This is a genomic window from Nocardioidaceae bacterium SCSIO 66511, from assembly GCA_023100825.1.
Classification (GTDB): domain Bacteria; phylum Actinomycetota; class Actinomycetes; order Propionibacteriales; family Nocardioidaceae; genus Solicola.
The window spans coordinates 3,969,357-3,984,524 of record CP095846.1 but is presented as its reverse complement, the minus strand read 5'-3'; the positions used below and the strand labels follow the sequence as shown (position 1 = coordinate 3,984,524).

Here is a 15,168-nt window from a genome sequence, read left to right as displayed (position 1 = left end):
TGCTCGCTGTCGGCTTTCCTGCTCGCTCCGGCTGGGCAAAGACGCGGCGACGCGGGAGCGGCAGCTACGTGGCTCGGTTGCTTGCCGGCTTTCCCGTTTCGGTTGGCTTTTGCGGGGTCGATGGGTGGTCGTTCACCAAGTAAACATGGTGAAACTCCACTCTGCATGGCAGGGACACCGTGCAAAGTGACAGGTTGCCGTGCTCGTTGGTACGCCAGCGACTACCGGTATGGGAGTGACGCCGAAGTCGAACGTTACCCCGATCCCTCATTAAGGTGGCGGGAAAGCCGCCAAGCAACCGATCCGAAATGGCGCCTCCGCGCGTCGCCGCGTCTTTGCCCAGCCGAAGGAGCCGGGAAATCCGACTGTGAACCGGAATCGGGCAGTCGGGTAGTCGCACCCGAAGGAAGCAAGAGCTGAGGCGACTACCGCCCGGGCTGTACGAGCCCGTTGTCGAACGCGAACACCACAGCCGCCGGCCGGTCGCGCAGGTCGAGCTTCGCGAAGATGTGGCCGACGTGAGTCTTCACCGTGCCCTCGCCGAGTACGAGCCGCGCAGCGATCTCGGTATTGGTCAGTCCGGTGCCGATCAGCGAGAGCACCTCGCGTTCGCGTGGAGTGAGTCGGTCGACCTCGGAGCCGGGCAGTGCGGGCGCGGCGGCGTCGCGGTAGGTCGACAGCACGCGGTCCGTCACCGCCGGGTCGAGCCACGAACCGCCGTCGGCGACGGTGCGAACGGCGCGTTGCAGATCTTCTGCCGGGACGCCCTTGAGCAGGAATCCGGCGGCACCCGCGCGAAGCGCCCCGGCGAGGATCTCTTCGTCCTCGAAGGTCGTCAGCGTGAGCACCGGAGGCGCATCGGCGACCTCGCGGAGTGCCTTCGTTGCGCTCACCCCGTCGACGCCGGGCATCCGTACGTCCATCACGACGATGTCCGGCACGAGTTCGGCACAGGCCTCGACGACGCCGGCTCCGCTCGACAGCTCACCGACGATCTCGAAGCCGAAGCGGGTGCGCAGGATGCCGCGCAACCCCGTACGAACGAGCTCCTGATCGTCGACCAGCAGCACGCGTACATTCGCGCCCGGATCGGTTTCGGAGCTCATCGGGGCAACACCGCCTCGACCCGCCAGCCGTCTGGCGACGGCCCGGCCGACAGTCGGCCGCCCAGCGACTCTGCCCGTTCACGCATGCCCATCAGTCCTGAGCCCTCCACGATCCCGACGTGCGTGGAGCCGCCGTTGACTACGTTCACGGTCGTGTCCTCCTCCGTGACCTCGACTTCCACGGTCACCGTCGATCCGTCGCCGTGCCGTGCCGCGTTCGTCAGTGCTTCCTGCACGATTCGGTAGATGGCGAGCCCCCTGGTCGCTCCCAGCTCGCCCAAGTCGCCTCGTACGTCGAGCTCGACCGGCGTCCTCGTACGACGGAACGACTCGACCAGCTCGGCCACGTCGGCGCCCGAGGGCATCGGAGCAACCTGACCCGGATCGGCTGTACGCATCAGGCCGACGGCCGCGCGTACCTCGTCGAGGCTCTGTGCCGCGACGCGCTCGGCCTCGGTGAGCGAAGCTCGAGCCGTTTCGGTGTCCTCGTCGAGTGACAGTCGTGCGCTCGTCACGTGCAGGAGAGACACGGTGAGAGCGTGGCCGATCACGTCATGCATCTCACCGGCTATCCGGTTGCGTTCGTCGGTGCGAGCGCGGTCTGCCAGCCCGGCCTGGGCCTCCCGGAGTCGTTCGACGAGGTCCTGCTGTCGTCGGGAGAAGGAACACGCGGTGACGGTGAAGACGACTCCGGCCGTCCAGGCACCCCATCCCGGTTCGTCGGGGACAGCGAGTATCTCGCCGACGAGCACTCCGACCGCCGCGACACCGGTCACGACGGTTGGCAGGCCCGGTGCACGTAGCGCTACCCAGCCGGCGATGACGCACAAGCCGAACCAACCGAGGTTCGACGCCTGCGTATGACAGATGACGACGAGACCAGCGCCCGCGCCGGCAAGGGCCGCGACCAACGACCATCGGTCGAGATCGCGCCAGGTGGTCAAGACCCCGACCAGGATCACCACCGAACAGGCAGCGATCGCGACCGCCGTGGGCCGCTGGCTCACGGCGGCACCGATCACGGCGAACAGCGCCAGTGCGACCGGAGCCGCGACTCGCGCTGCCCGCTCGATCATGAGCATGAGAATAGGCGCCGATCGTCACAGTGCGGTTCGTCGGCCCGCGAGCACGGTTGCGATGACAGCGATTGCCGTGACGACCGGGAGGGAGCCGGTGGCCGAACCCAACCCCAGCCAGGGTTCCCGGATGGCCTCGTTGGCCATCGCCAGCGGAAGTACGTCGGAGACATCGGCCAGTGTGTCGGACATCGCTCCCGGTGGCGGCCCGCCGACCCCGAGGAGGAACGACGGGAAGAACAGCAGCAGGCCGATCGCCTGGGCCGATCGGGCCGACGGCAACACGGTGCCGAGCAGCACACCGATGCTGACGAACGCCACGGCACCGACCGCGATACCCACTGCGACTCGCACTGGCTGGTCGACGTCCGGCACTCCGTACACGGGTGCCGCGACCGCGAGCAGCAACGCGCCCGCGACGACGATTGCGATCAGGCCGACCATGAGCTCGGCGATCGCGAACGACCAGCGAGGGAACCCGGCTGCGGCGAACCTGCGGAGCACGCCGCGTTCCCGGTACGACGCGATGTGCACGGGCAGCATGATCAGACCGGTGGCGCCGATGACGACGGTGAAGTACGACGCGACGTACCAGTGGGCGGGGTTGATCGGGAAGACGTCATCGGGCTCGGTGCCGAAGGAACCGCCGATGATCAGCATGGTCACGATCGGGAACGCGAAGACGAACGTCAAGGTGAGCGGGTCCCGGGTCAGTAGCCGCAGCTCCGTGGCGAACAGTCGGCGGGTCGCCGATCGGTGGTGCGTACGAGCAGGCGCCGGATTCGGCGAAGCGATAGTCGTGGTCATGATGCGACTCCCGTCGTTGTCTGCTGTTCGGAGTGGTCGAGGAGGTGCAGCAATGCGTCCTCGAGGTCGGGGACCTCGACGTGCAGGTCGTCCGGGATGGGCTCTCGGCGCGCGACCAACCACGCACCCGTATGTGCGATCACCTCACGGCTGCCGCGAACGACGACCTGGGCGTCCTCGCGGGTCACTGCGATCACCCCTGGGATGGCGTTCAGCTCCTGCAGCATCGTCGCGGTGCCGGCGTCGGCCGCCGGCGGAACGCTGAAGCGCACCGTGGCACCTCCCGAGTGGCGCATCACGAGCTCTGCCGGCGTGCCTTCGTCGAGTACCTTCCCGTCGCGCATCGCCACAACGCGTTCACACAGCGCCTCGGCCTCGTCGAGCTCGTGGGTGACCAGCAGGACGGTGGTCCCGGCGTCTCGCAGTTGTTCGACTGCCGACCACACCTCGCGTCGTGCTGCCGGATCAAGGCCCTGGGTGAGCTCGTCGAGGATCACCAGGCGCGGTCGGTTGAGCAGAGCGAGGACGAGGAAGAGCCGCTGACGCTCTCCACCGCTCATACCAGCGAAGGGATAGCTTCTGCGATGAGCGAGGCCGAACTGTTCAAGCAGCCGGTCGGCATCGGTCGCACGCGGGCCGGAGAACAAGGTGATCGCTTCCCCGACCCGGAGCCGATCCGGCAGGCCCGAGCTCTGCAGCTGGCTGCCCAGCTGCGGCCGCAAGCGCTCGGCATCACGTACGGGATCGAGGCCGAGCACGCGTACGTGACCGGCGTCGGGTCGGCGCAGACCTTGCAGGCATTCGACGCTCGTGGTCTTACCGGCACCGTTGGCGCCGATCAGTCCCACGACCTCGCCGGCGCGGACATCGAGGTCGAGTCCGTCGACGACCGCTCGGCCGCCGTAGGACTTGGTGAGGCCGCGTACGTTCACGACGTACTCGGTCGAGGTTCGGGTGTTCGTGTTCATGCCACCTAGCAAATCGCCGGTGGGCCGGTGCGCACATCTGCCTGAAGGGAGAACCGCGACTGTGCCCGTGGCCAGAGGGGTCGGCGTGCCACCTGCAACGTCCGTGCAACGTTGTGGCCCGTGTCACACAGGTGTAGAACGGAGTCACCCCAGCGGCGAACTCCCCAAGGAGCTGGAATGGCTACCCGGCATACGATAAATCTCACCGTCGACAAGGTTCGTTACAGCGATGATGTCGAGCCCCGGATGCTGCTGGTGCAGTATCTGCGCGAGCGCCTCGGCAAGACCGGCACCGTCGTCGGCTGCGACACCACGAACTGCGGTGCGTGCACCGTCCACCTCGACGGAGTGAGCGTCAAGTCGTGCACGATGTTCGCGGTCCAGGCCGACGGACACGAGGTCACGACGATCGAGGGACTCGAGCAGGACGGCGAGCTCCACCCCGTCCAGAAGGCGTTCCACGAATGCCACGCGCTGCAGTGCGGCTTCTGTACGCCCGGCATGATCATGCAGTCGATCGACCTGCTCGGCGAGCATCCGGACCCCGACGAAGAGACCGTACGAAACGGGCTCGAGGGCAACCTGTGCCGCTGCACCGGCTACCAGAACATCGTCAAGGCCGTGCAGACCGCCGCGAAGGAAAGCAGCTCCGCATCGGCCGAGGGGGCGGCATGACCGTCACGGAGATCGGCACACCTCGTCGACGTAAGGAAGATCGCCGGCTGATCACCGGCCGCACCCGCTGGACCGACAACGTCGTCCTGCCGGGCATGCTGCACATCGCGATGGTGCGCAGCCCGTTCGCACATGCTCGCATCACGTCAATCGACACCAGTGAGGCCAAGCAGTCACCCGGCGTCATCGCCGTGCTCACCGGAGCCGATGTCGCTGACGTACAAGGCAGCCTGCCCAATGCCTGGCCCGTCACCGAAGATCAGAAGGCCCCTGACCATCCGGCGATCGCCGTCGACCGGGTCGCCTTCGCCGGTGAGGTCGTTGCTTGTGTGATCGCTCGGTCGGCCGCGGAGGCACGCGATGCCACCGAGCTCGTCGACGTCGACTACGACGAGCTCCCCGTGCTGCTCGATCTCGAGGAGGCGTACGAAGGCGACGTGCTCGCCCATCCCGATCTGGGTACGAACCTCTCCGCCACATGGGTGTTCGACTCGGCCGAGGCCGGTACGGGCGGTAGCGCGTCCGAGGCCGCACGAGACTCCGAGGTCGTGCTGGAGCGTACGTACCACCAGCAGCGGTTGATCCCTTCGTTCATGGAGCCACGTTCGACCGTGGTCGACCCGACCGGCGAACAGCTCGTCATGTGGTCTGCAACGCAGGTACCGCACATCCTGCGGCTGATGCTGTCGATGTCGCTCGGCATCCCCGAGAGCAAGGTCCGGGTGATCGCTCCCGACGTCGGAGGCGGATTCGGCGGCAAGCTGCAGGTCACGCCCGAGGAGTTCATCACCACGCTGGCCGCGCAGCGTACGGGCAAGCCGTGCAAGTACACCGAGACCCGCAGCGAGTCGCTGATGGCCGCGCACCACGGGCGCGCACAAGTGCAGCGGCTGCGGATCTCCGCCAACCGCGACGGCACTGTCACCGGCCTTTCGGTCAACCTGCTCGCCGACATGGGCGCGTACCTCGGGCTGGTCACCTCGGGTGTTCCGATCCTCGGCGCGTTCATGTTCAACTCGATCTACAAGTTCCCCGCGTACCGCTTCGAGTGCAACAACCTGTTCACCAACAAGGCATGGACAGATGCGTACAGAGGTGCGGGGCGACCCGAGGCCACCTACGCGATCGAGCGGTTGATGGACGACCTTGCCGCCGAGCTCGACATGGACCCCATCGAGCTTCGTCGCAAGAACTGGATCAAACACGAGGAGTTCCCGTTCGCGACGATCGCCGGGCTCGAGTACGACAGCGGCAACTACGAGGCAGCAACAGACAAGGCGCTGGCGATGTTCGGGTACGACGAGCTGCGTGCCGAGCAGCAGCGACGGCGTGACGCCGGAGACAAGGTGCAGCTGGGGCTCGGCGTCTCGACGTTCACCGAGATGTGCGGCCTGGCGCCGTCACGAGTTCTCGGGTCGCTCAGCTACGCCGCGGGCGGCTGGGAACACGCCGACATCCGAGTCCTGCCCACGGGCAAGATCGAGGTTGTCACGGGCACCAGCCCGCATGGCCAGGGGCACGAGACCGCGTGGAGCCAGATCGTGGCCGACCGGCTCGGCGTGCCGTTCGAGGACGTCGAGGTGCTACACGGCGACACCCAGATCGCCGCGAAGGGCATGGACACCTACGGCTCGCGGTCGCTAGCGGTCGGCGGTATGGCGGTCGTCGCGGCGGCTGACAAGGTGATCGAGAAGGCGAAGGTGCTCGCCGCGCACATGCTCGAGGCCAATGCCGACGACATCGAGTTCAGCGAGGGCAAGCTCGGGGTGAAGGGCACCGATCAAAGCGTCGCACTCGCCGATCTGGCGCTGGCGACGTTTGCGGCGCACGACCTGCCCGACGGTATGGAGCCGAGTCTCGACTCGTCGGCCACCTTCGACCCACAGAACTTCTCCTTCCCGCACGGTACGCACCTCGCCGCTATGGAGGTCGACACCGAGACCGGTGAGGTGAAGTTGCGCAAGTACGTATGCGTCGACGACATCGGCAACGTGATCAACCCGCTGATCGTCGACGGCCAGGTGCACGGCGGGCTCGTACAAGGCATCGCCCAGGCGATGTTCGAGGAAGCCGTGCACGACGAGTCCGGCACCCTCGTGACCGGTTCGTTCGTCGACTACCTCGTGCCCAGCGCGGCAGACGTACCGTCGTTCGAGACCGAGCGTACGGAGACTCCGTCGACGACGAACGTCCTCGGTGTCAAGGGCGTCGGCGAGGCGGGCACGATCGCATCGACTCCCGCGATCGTCAACGGCGTGATCGACGCGTTGAGACCGCTCGGCGTCACGGCGATGGAGATGCCGTGCTCACCGAGCCGGGTGTGGCAAACGATCCGAGCGGCATCGAGTACGAGTGGCAGCAGCGCGACAGGAGACGACCAGTGATCCCCGCACAGTTCGACTACCACGCACCCGCCTCGGTCGACGAGGCGCTCGCCCTGCTGTCCAGTGCGGGCGACGATGTGAAGGTCCTCGCCGGAGGGCAGAGCCTGATCCCCGTGCTCAAACTCCGGATGGCCGCGCCAGAGGTCATCGTCGACCTCGGTCGCGTCGACGGCCTGTCGGGCGTACGTGACGACGGCGATGCGATCGTCATCGGTGCGATGACACCGCATCACGTCGTTGCGAACGACCGGTTGGTCGCCGAGCACGCGGGGCTCATCACCGAGGCGGCGCTGACGGTTGCCGATCCACAGGTCCGCCACCGCGGAACGTTCGGCGGCGCCCTCGTCCACGCCGATCCGGCGGGTGACCTGCCGGCGCCGGCGCTCGCGCTCGGTGCAGAGTTCGCCATTGCCGGGTCGGGAGGTACGCGTACGGTCGCGGCGGCGGACTTCTTCGAAGACCTCTTCACGACGGCAGTCGGCGAAGACGAGATCCTCACCCACGTACGTATCCCCAAGCACACGGGCTGGAACGCCGACTACCAGAAGTTCACCCGTGTCGCCCAGCAATGGTCGATCGTCGGAGTCGCGGCCACGGTGCGGATGGACGGCCCGACGATCGCCGAGGCCCGCGTGGCGTTGACGAATATGGGATCGACGCCGATCCGGGCCACTGCGGTCGAGCAGGCGGTCGCGGGCCGCACGGTCGATGCGATCGACGCTGCCGCTGCCTCTGCCGCCGAGGGTACGAACCCGCCGTCCGACCTCAACGGCGATGCGGACTATCGCCGACATCTGGCTACGGTGTTGACAGGACGCGCGTTGCGGGCGGCCGCAGGGGCCTGACCGCCGGGCGTGCACAACACCGAGTAGGGAAGAGGCCAATGGAGCTCACACACAAGTTCACCGTGCCCGCATCTGTCGACGAGACGTGGGCCGCGTTCAACGACCTCGAGCGGATCGCGCCGTGCTTCCCCGGCGCCACGTTGTCATCGGTCGAGGGCGACGAGTTCAAGGGCAGCGTGAAGGTCAAGCTGGGCCCGATCGCCTTGCAGTACAACGGCACGGGGCAGTTCATCGAACGCGATGAGTCTGCCCGCCGCGCAGTGATCGAGGCGAAGGGCAAGGACCGCCGCGGCAACGGCACGGCGTCGGCGACAGTCACTGCGCAACTCACTCCGGACGGCGACGGCACGGCGGTCGAAGTGGGCACCGATCTCGCGATCACGGGCAAGCCTGCGCAGTTCGGTCGCGGAGTTATCCAGGATGTCAGCGACAAGCTGCTCGGGCAGTTCGTCGACTGCATCGCCGGGAAGCTCGGCTCGGCCGAGGAGCCCGCGGCGGAGGAGCCCGAGCCTGCGGCCGCGGGCGCCGGCCAGCCGACGGCTGCGTCGACCGCTGCAGCTGCGGCAGCGGCGGATACGAACGGCGCAGTACGTACGACCGGCGGGGGAGCGCCATCCGAGCCCGGCGCCGAGGCCGACGGAGCAGAGTTGAACCTGATGGCGACCGTCGGTCCGGTGATCGCCAAGCGGGCAGCGCCGTACGTCATCGGGCTCGCCGTAGCGTTCGTGCTGTACAAGCTGATCCGTCGCAAGCGCTGATCTTCCCCGAGTTTGCGGCTACGGTTGGGGCATGTCGTACCCGGATCGAGTGGTTGCGGCGTATCCGCACGGTGTTGACCCGGCTGCACGGGGCCGGCTGCTTCGCCTGGCGCATGACGACTTTCTGGCTACCGGCCGCCCCGCGGGCGACGTACGCCGGGTCGTGCTCGACTCCTGGCGACGGAGCCTGCGACACGGAGTCGACCCGGAGGCGCCCGCCGCTCCCGTCTCGTTGAGCGACGATGAGCTCGATCGATTGCGCCGCGAGCACCCGCTGGCGGCGGTCATGCCGGTGATCCACACCCTGCTGGTCGAAAGCGCGACCGACGCCGGGCTCGTGGTGGCCGTCAGCGATAACGCCGGCCGGATGCTCTGGGTGGACGGACATTCCGCACTGCGCTCGCGTGCGGAGGCGATGCATTTCATGGAGGGCGCCGACTGGAGTGAGTCGGCGGTGGGCACCAATGCTCCCGGCACCGCGCTCGTCCTCGACGATGCCGTCGCGATCTTCGGTGCCGAGCACCTCGCCCGCCCGGTGACGCCGTGGAGTTGTTCGGCGGCGCCCATCCACGACCCTGAAACGGGCGGCATCCTCGGCGCCCTCGACGTCACGGGCGGCGACGAGGTGGCCTCTGCGCAGAGTTTGTCCCTCGTACGCGCAACGGTAGCGGCGGTCGAATCCGAGCTTCGGTTCATCGGTCTGGCCTCGGAGCCGGGTGCGGCCGCCGAGGACCCGATCGCGCCCGCCAGGGTGGAGACGCTCGGCCTACACTGCGCGACCCTGTACGAAGGCCATCGGCTGCAACGGTTGAGCTTGCGACACAGTGAGATCCTCGTACTGCTCGCGGATGCACCCGACGGACTGACCGGCGACGAGCTGGCGATGGCGCTGAGCGGACGCGAACAGGCGACCGTCACCATTCGCGCCGAGATGTCGAGATTGCGATCCGCGCTCGGCTCTGTCGAACTGGCCTCCCGGCCGTACCGGCTGGGGCCGGGCGTACGTACCGATATCCAGGAGATCCGCGACCTGCTCGACGCCGGCGACATTGAAGGTGCCCGCGCTGCGTACCGCGGTCCGGTGCTGCCACAGTCGACGGCGCCCGGGGTGGTGGCGGTTCGCGAGGAGCTGGACGCGCGTTTGGGGCTCGACCCGGCCTGACCTCATCGTGAGGTGCGGTAGTGCCCGGCGACGGCGCTGAATGCCTCCTTCGGCTCCCAGGTCATGTCCGGGTAGGTCTCCCCGCGGCGGCCTTCGAGTGTCTTGACGATGCCGACGCTTGCCCGGTCGAGGTCGTCGCGTGGATCGCCGTCAGGGCGGTGCGGGTACGTCTCGAGGGCGAACAGGAACACGAACGCCGAATCGACGGCTTCGGCCTCGAAGATCTCCAGGAGCTCGCGTACGTAGTCGGCTTGACCGGCTTCGTCGCGTTCGTACTCCTCCAGCAGTCGCACGGGCGAACCGCTGTTCTCGTCATACTCGGCGATCTCCATCGCACGGCCGCCGCCGTCACCGGCGCCGCGGTACGTTGCGGTGCCGAAGCCGGTGATCGCGACCGGCATGCCGCTCGCGACGAGCTGACGTACGCCGGCCCGGTACTGGTCCGCTATTGCCGCCGACCGGATGAGCTCGACCGACATGATGTCGAACATGTCCCACTCGATCTGTTCGAACGGGATCGCACAGTACGTGACCTTGCCGTGGAACAACTCGCGGATGATCGCAACGGTGTCGCGGAGGAACGCATTGACGCGCTGGCTGGTGTCTCTGAAGCGTTCGCTGCGGCGCTCGACGTCACCAAGCAGGTGGTCGAGTCGCTGCTGTTGGGAATCGCCGGGTACGAACCCCGGGTTCATGATGCTGAGCTCGGCTCCGGCGACGAACACCACCTCCGCGCCCGAGCTGCGGAGCCGCTCGGCGCGCTGTGCGCAGTCGGCGAAGAGCGCGTGTATGTCTGCCGGGTCGCGCTCCAGCGGATAGGGCGAGAACCAGACCTCGAGGCCGAGCTCGGCGGCACAAGTGCCGACGAGCTCCAACCGGTCTGGGATCCCCCCGGTGATCTGGACCGCGTTGCAGTGCAGGTCGTCGCGGATGATCGTCAGCTCTCGGCGGACGACGTCGGCGTCGAGTTCGCCGCGTGAGATGTGCCCTCGATGGACGAAGCCGGTGTCGTACGTCATGCCTTTGCCGCGCATCTTGATGCTCCATTCGGGTCGATGTCGGCTCGACCGTAGACCGAAAAAGTGCGTGCACGCAAATTTGCGTATACGAAAGGTTATGGCAGGATGGGACCTATGGCGGGCGCGACCGGGTTGCGAGAGCGGAAGAAGCGGGCAACGCATGAGGCGCTGCGCGCGGCTGCGCTGCGGCTGGCCACCGAGCGCGGACCGGCCAACGTTCGCGTCGACGACATCGCAGCGGCAGCGGGAGTCTCGGTGCGCACGTACAACAACTACTTCGCGAGCCGGGAGCATGCGATAGTCGCCGCCGTGACCGCCGAACGCGATGAGCGGGTCGCGGCGGCCGTTGCGGAGGCACCCGCAGGTGTCCGCCTCGCCGATGCTGTCGTGGATGCGATCGTGGAGCAGTACTGCCACGCTGATGACGGCGCGCAGAAGGCGTTGTCGATGATCTCGGCCAGTGTCGCCTTGCGCGCTGCCTATCTCGACGAGACCGGCGCTGTCGAAGGTCCGCTCAGCGCGGTGTTCCTCGAGCGGTTCGCTGGCGAGGAGTACGCGGCGCGCGTACTGGCAGCAGCGGTCGCGGCAGCGGTGCGTGTCGCAGTCGACAAGTGGCTCCACACGCCGTCGGATTCGACGCGCGGCGGTCTGGTCGTGGTGTCGGGCGATCTCCCGGATGCGCTTCGCGCTGCACTCGCTCCGCTCGCCCCCGCCATCGACGAGGCCGACGGCCGGGCGGCGGCGCGACACTAGCATCGTCAATCAGGATCTGTGGTCATGGAGAACGGAGTGGGATGTCGGCGTACGTATATGACGCGGTGAGGACACCGTTCGGGCGATTCGGTGGCGCTCTTGCCGACGTACGCCCGGACGATCTGGGCGCAACGGTGATCGAGGCGATCGTCGAGCGAGGTGTCGACCCCGGGGCGATCGATGAGGTCGTGTTCGGCAACGCCAACGGCGCGGGCGAGGACAATCGCAACGTCGGACGCATGTCCGCCCTGCTCGCCGGGTTGCCGACCAGCGTGCCCGGTACAACCGTCAACCGACTGTGTGGTTCAAGCCTCGACGCGGCGATGATCGCGTCGCGAACCATCGAAACAGGCGATGCCGAGCTGGTGTTGGCTGGTGGCGTCGAGTCGATGACCCGTGCGCCGTGGGTCTTGCCGAAGCCGTCGAAGGCGTACCCCGCCGGCAATCTCACGGCTGTGTCGACCGCACTCGGCTGGCGGCTGGTGAATCCCCGGATGCCGCGGGAATGGACCGCTTCGCTCGGGGAGTGCAACGAGCAACTCCAGGAGAAGTTCGCGATCTCGCGTGAGCGACAGGATGAATTCGCGTTGCGCTCGCACCAGCGCGCGGATCGTGCGTGGGCAGACGGACTGTACGACGACCTCACCGTCTCGGTCGGCGGCGCAGACCTCGGCCGCGACGAGGGGATCCGTGCCGACAGCACGTTGCAGAAGCTGGCCGGTCTCAAGTCGTCGTTCCGTCCCGACGGGAGCATCACGGCGGGCAACTCATCGCCGCTGAGCGATGGTGCCTCTGCCGTACTGATCGGCTCGGAGCGCGCGGGTGCTTCCATCGGTCGCGACCCGCTCGCACGGATCGCCGGACGCGGAGCGATGGCGCTCGATCCGCAGGAGTTCGGGTACGCACCCGTCGAGGCTGCCAACCGGGCGCTGGCAAGAGCCGGAATCCGCTGGAGTGACGTCGGTGCGGTCGAGCTGAACGAGGCGTTCGCGGTCCAGTCGCTGGCGTGCCTCGACGCCTGGAAGGTCGACCCCGACATCGTCAACCAGTGGGGCGGTGCGATCGCGATCGGCCATCCCCTCGGGGCGTCCGGTGCGCGCGTACTCGGCACGCTCGCCCGCGTGCTTCGCCACACCGGCAGTCGGTGGGGCGTTGCGGCGATCTGTATCGGCGTCGGCCAGGGCCTGGCCGTCGTACTCGAGAACGAGGCTGCGAGCTGACGCCTCTCCGGTTCTGGCTTGCCGTGCGACTACCCGCCTGCCTGGCTAGGCTTCACTGTCGACTCGCCCCGCTTCTTCGGTACGACTAATCGCCTGCCCGATTCCGGCGCGCTGTCGCCGCCCCCGCTGTCTTCGGCTGGGCAAAAGACGCGGCGACGCGCGGAGCCGCCACGTCGCTTTGGTTGCTTGGCGGCTCTCCCGTCACTTTAGGGCGATTGCGGGGTAAGGTGGAAGCTTCCCAAGGGCGGTTGTCACTGTCCACGGGGAGTGTCCCTTGGGACAGTGACTGTTTGCCTTGGTCCCAAGGCAAACCGCACGACGGTCGGGGCGCGCGCGACGCGGGCGAGCCCGAGCGAGTGGACTCCTGTCACGGTGGCCACGTACGTACCAACGGACATGGCAACCTGTCACTGTGCACGGTGCATCTGCCATGCAAAGCGGCGCTTCACCATGCTTACTTGGTAAACCACCACCCACCGACCCCGCAAAGATCCGACCGGAACGGGAAAGCCGGCAAGCAACCCAAGCCAGTAGCTGCGGCTCCCGCGTCGCCGCGTCTTTCACCGAGCCAGCAGGAGACGGAAAGCCGACAGCGACGCCGAGCCCGGCAGACGAGTAGTCGTGTCGAAGCAAAGGCCCCACCCGCGCCGCACCGCTACACGTACGAGAGCTTGTCCGGATTGGCGACCATGTACACGCCGGCGACCTTGCCGTCGACGAGGCCGAGCGCGATGATCCGCCGGCCGTTGGGTCCGGTGACCTCGAACGCCGGTAGCCCGTTGACCTCGGCGAGTACGAACTCCGATGGCTGCCGCCCGTAGATGCCGGCGAGAAAACGCGCAACCTTCGACGGTCCGTAGATCGGGTTGATCGCTGCTGCCGTCTTGCCGCCACCGTCGGACCAGAGCACGACCTGGTCGTGCAGCTCGCGTTCTAGCTCCTCGATGTCGCCGGCGCGGGAGGCGTCGATGACGGCGCGTAGCAGGCGTTCGTGTTCGCGCGGGTCCGCCTGAAAGCGGGCCCTTTCGCCGACCCGCCCTCTGGCACGGTGGAACAGCTGGCGTACGCCGGACTCCGTACGGTCGAGGATCGCGCCGATCTCACGGAATGAGTACGAGAATCCCTCCCGCAGTACGTACGCGGCCCGTTCGGGTGGTGTCATTCGTTCCATCAGGTGCAGGGTCGCGAGCGAAAGCGAGGAACCGTCGGCGGCCAGGTCGTCCGGGAGCCGTTCGGAGGCGACGGGTTCGGGCAGCCACGGCCCCACGTAGGTCTCGATGCTGCGCTGGCGCGCCCGAAGCCGGTCGATCGAGAGCCGGGTCACGATCGTCGTCAGGTACGCGCCAGGTGTCTCCACGTCTCCACGATCGGCCGAAGCCCAGCGCAGCCCTGCCTCCTGGACCACGTCTTCGGCGTCGTGCCACGAGCCGAGCATGCGGTAGCCGAGCGTCAGCAGACGCGGACGCTCGGCCGTCCAGACCGGCTCGTCGGTCGACTGCTGCGACGTCAACGCAGCGGAGGCGGAGTCTGGGTCGAGACCATCAGCCGGTTCCACACATTGATTGTCGCAATGGCGGTCAACAGGTCGGCCAGCTCCTTGTCGTCCCAGACCGCCGCAGCCTGATCCCACACGTCGTCGGGCACACCGTCGTCGCCGAGCTTGGTGACCGCGTCGGTGAGAGCGAGCGCGGCACGTTCCTTCTCGGTGTAGAACGGCGCCTCGCGCCAGGCGCCGACCCCGAACAGTCGCTGCGTCGTCTCGCCGGCCTCCATGGCGTCGCGAGTGTGCATGTCGATGCAGAACGAGCAGCCGTTCAGGATGGACGCGCGGATCTTCACGAGTTCGTAGACGACCGGGTCGACCGAGCGACGGTTGTACTTCTCCAGCCCGAGCACTGCTTTGTACGCGTCGGGTGCCGTCTCGGCGAACTTGAGCCGTTGGTTCATGGGTAACCCCCTTCATCGATGGTGTCTCGACTGTTCTGACGTCTGCGTTACTCGATTCGTGACAGCGCCGTCGAGTCTTTGCGGACAGACGGTGTTCAGCGGTCGAGCTCACCGACGCGCGCGGCAACGACCGCGCCCTCGTCGCAGACCCATGACGGCGTCACGTCGAGCGGCGGGTCGACGTGCAGGGAGTGGAGCGCCTCGGTGTCGCACGCCGTGCACTGTGGCCAGCGGACCCCGCGGTCGTGTAAGGCATCCTGTAGGTCCTGTGCAACCAGGCCGGGGAGGAACGCTGCGCCGTCCGGCCATTCGTCGACCCACCACCTGCGGCCGGCGACGACCTCGTCGAGAAGGGACACCGTGCGGGCGTCGTCGAGGTCGCGTGCGCACAGGTCGTGGAGGACGCGGGCGCGCGCTATATCGAGCGCATCCGACGGCGGCATCGGAC

General features: G+C 67.5%; 15 protein-coding genes. 7 read left to right on the top strand and 8 right to left on the bottom strand.

The window, feature by feature from the left end; translation table 11 throughout:
* Positions 1-425 precede the first annotated feature (425 nt).
* The 4 genes from MU582_18930 to MU582_18915 are packed head-to-tail and all read right to left on the bottom strand — an operon-like array spanning position 426 to position 3,957.
* Entirely contained in the window at positions 426-1,106 is a 681-nt protein-coding gene (locus tag MU582_18930) for a response regulator transcription factor (GenBank protein ID UPK74488.1), read from the bottom strand.
* Positions 1,103-2,182, bottom strand: a complete 1,080-nt coding sequence (locus MU582_18925; protein UPK74487.1) for a histidine kinase — start codon at positions 2,180-2,182, stop codon at positions 1,103-1,105. The genes MU582_18930 and MU582_18925 overlap by 4 nt, the downstream gene beginning before the upstream one ends.
* Before the next feature lie 24 nt (positions 2,183-2,206).
* Complete coding sequence (locus MU582_18920) at positions 2,207-2,989, bottom strand: ABC transporter permease (protein UPK74486.1); 783 nt, start codon at positions 2,987-2,989, stop codon at positions 2,207-2,209.
* Positions 2,986-3,957, bottom strand: coding sequence for an ABC transporter ATP-binding protein (locus tag MU582_18915; protein UPK74485.1), 972 nt, complete (start codon positions 3,955-3,957; stop codon positions 2,986-2,988). The genes MU582_18920 and MU582_18915 overlap by 4 nt, the downstream gene beginning before the upstream one ends.
* Before the next feature lie 177 nt (positions 3,958-4,134).
* Here MU582_18915 and MU582_18910 point away from each other — a divergent pair, with 177 nt between their 5' ends.
* Genes MU582_18910 through MU582_18890 form a run of 5 tightly spaced genes read left to right on the top strand, consistent with a single transcriptional unit; the run spans position 4,135 to position 9,781 of the window.
* Positions 4,135-4,632, top strand: coding sequence for a (2Fe-2S)-binding protein (locus MU582_18910; GenBank protein ID UPK74484.1), 498 nt, complete (start codon positions 4,135-4,137; stop codon positions 4,630-4,632).
* Positions 4,629-7,016, top strand: a complete 2,388-nt coding sequence (locus MU582_18905) for a xanthine dehydrogenase family protein molybdopterin-binding subunit (protein ID UPK74483.1) — start codon at positions 4,629-4,631, stop codon at positions 7,014-7,016. Before MU582_18910 ends, MU582_18905 begins: the two co-directional genes overlap by 4 nt.
* On the top strand, positions 7,013-7,861 hold the full coding sequence (locus MU582_18900; GenBank protein ID UPK74482.1) for a xanthine dehydrogenase family protein subunit M: 849 nt from the start codon (positions 7,013-7,015) through the stop codon (positions 7,859-7,861). Before MU582_18905 ends, MU582_18900 begins: the two co-directional genes overlap by 4 nt.
* A 38-nt stretch (positions 7,862-7,899) precedes the next feature.
* A complete protein-coding gene (locus tag MU582_18895) occupies positions 7,900-8,619 on the top strand; it encodes an SRPBCC family protein (GenBank protein UPK74481.1) in 720 nt (239 codons plus the stop codon).
* Positions 8,620-8,650: 31 nt separating this feature from the next.
* Entirely contained in the window at positions 8,651-9,781 is a 1,131-nt protein-coding gene (locus MU582_18890) for a transcriptional regulator (GenBank protein UPK74480.1), read from the top strand.
* Between the two features lie 2 nt (positions 9,782-9,783).
* Here MU582_18890 and MU582_18885 read toward each other — a convergent pair whose 3' ends face one another.
* Positions 9,784-10,815, bottom strand: a complete 1,032-nt coding sequence (locus tag MU582_18885) for a hypothetical protein (protein ID UPK74479.1) — start codon at positions 10,813-10,815, stop codon at positions 9,784-9,786.
* A gap of 90 nt (positions 10,816-10,905) precedes the next feature.
* Here MU582_18885 and MU582_18880 point away from each other — a divergent pair, with 90 nt between their 5' ends.
* Together MU582_18880 and MU582_18875 are read left to right on the top strand one after the other, a co-directional pair.
* Positions 10,906-11,553, top strand: coding sequence for a TetR/AcrR family transcriptional regulator (locus MU582_18880; GenBank protein UPK74478.1), 648 nt, complete (start codon positions 10,906-10,908; stop codon positions 11,551-11,553).
* A gap of 41 nt (positions 11,554-11,594) precedes the next feature.
* Positions 11,595-12,773 (top strand): thiolase family protein, encoded by a 1,179-nt coding sequence (locus tag MU582_18875; protein ID UPK74477.1) that lies wholly within the window; start codon positions 11,595-11,597, stop codon positions 12,771-12,773.
* Between the two features lie 655 nt (positions 12,774-13,428).
* Here MU582_18875 and sigJ read toward each other — a convergent pair.
* The 3 genes from sigJ to MU582_18860 form a co-directional block, all read right to left on the bottom strand.
* Positions 13,429-14,328 (bottom strand): RNA polymerase sigma factor SigJ, encoded by a 900-nt coding sequence (sigJ, locus tag MU582_18870; GenBank protein UPK74476.1) that lies wholly within the window; start codon positions 14,326-14,328, stop codon positions 13,429-13,431.
* Positions 14,280-14,720: a carboxymuconolactone decarboxylase family protein gene (locus tag MU582_18865; protein UPK74475.1), complete on the bottom strand. Its 441-nt coding sequence runs from the start codon at positions 14,718-14,720 to the stop codon at positions 14,280-14,282. Before MU582_18865 ends, sigJ begins: the two co-directional genes overlap by 49 nt.
* 95 nt (positions 14,721-14,815) lie before the next feature.
* Positions 14,816-15,163: a hypothetical protein gene (locus tag MU582_18860; GenBank protein UPK74474.1), complete on the bottom strand. Its 348-nt coding sequence runs from the start codon at positions 15,161-15,163 to the stop codon at positions 14,816-14,818.
* Between the last annotated feature and the right edge of the window lie 5 nt (positions 15,164-15,168).

Coding starts and splice junctions, on each gene's coding strand:
- MU582_18930 (UPK74488.1), bottom strand. CDS start 1,106: ATGAGCTCCGAAACCGATCCGGGCGCGAATGTACGCGTGCTGCTGGTC.
- MU582_18925 (UPK74487.1), bottom strand. CDS start 2,182: ATGATCGAGCGGGCAGCGCGAGTCGCGGCTCCGGTCGCACTGGCGCTG.
- MU582_18920 (UPK74486.1), bottom strand. CDS start 2,989: ATGACCACGACTATCGCTTCGCCGAATCCGGCGCCTGCTCGTACGCAC.
- MU582_18915 (UPK74485.1), bottom strand. CDS start 3,957: ATGAACACGAACACCCGAACCTCGACCGAGTACGTCGTGAACGTACGC.
- MU582_18910 (UPK74484.1), top strand. CDS start 4,135: ATGGCTACCCGGCATACGATAAATCTCACCGTCGACAAGGTTCGTTAC.
- MU582_18905 (UPK74483.1), top strand. CDS start 4,629: ATGACCGTCACGGAGATCGGCACACCTCGTCGACGTAAGGAAGATCGC.
- MU582_18895 (UPK74481.1), top strand. CDS start 7,900: ATGGAGCTCACACACAAGTTCACCGTGCCCGCATCTGTCGACGAGACG.
- MU582_18890 (UPK74480.1), top strand. CDS start 8,651: ATGTCGTACCCGGATCGAGTGGTTGCGGCGTATCCGCACGGTGTTGAC.
- MU582_18885 (UPK74479.1), bottom strand. CDS start 10,815: ATGCGCGGCAAAGGCATGACGTACGACACCGGCTTCGTCCATCGAGGG.
- MU582_18880 (UPK74478.1), top strand. CDS start 10,906: ATGGGACCTATGGCGGGCGCGACCGGGTTGCGAGAGCGGAAGAAGCGG.
- MU582_18875 (UPK74477.1), top strand. CDS start 11,595: ATGTCGGCGTACGTATATGACGCGGTGAGGACACCGTTCGGGCGATTC.
- MU582_18865 (UPK74475.1), bottom strand. CDS start 14,720: ATGAACCAACGGCTCAAGTTCGCCGAGACGGCACCCGACGCGTACAAA.
- MU582_18860 (UPK74474.1), bottom strand. CDS start 15,163: ATGCCGCCGTCGGATGCGCTCGATATAGCGCGCGCCCGCGTCCTCCAC.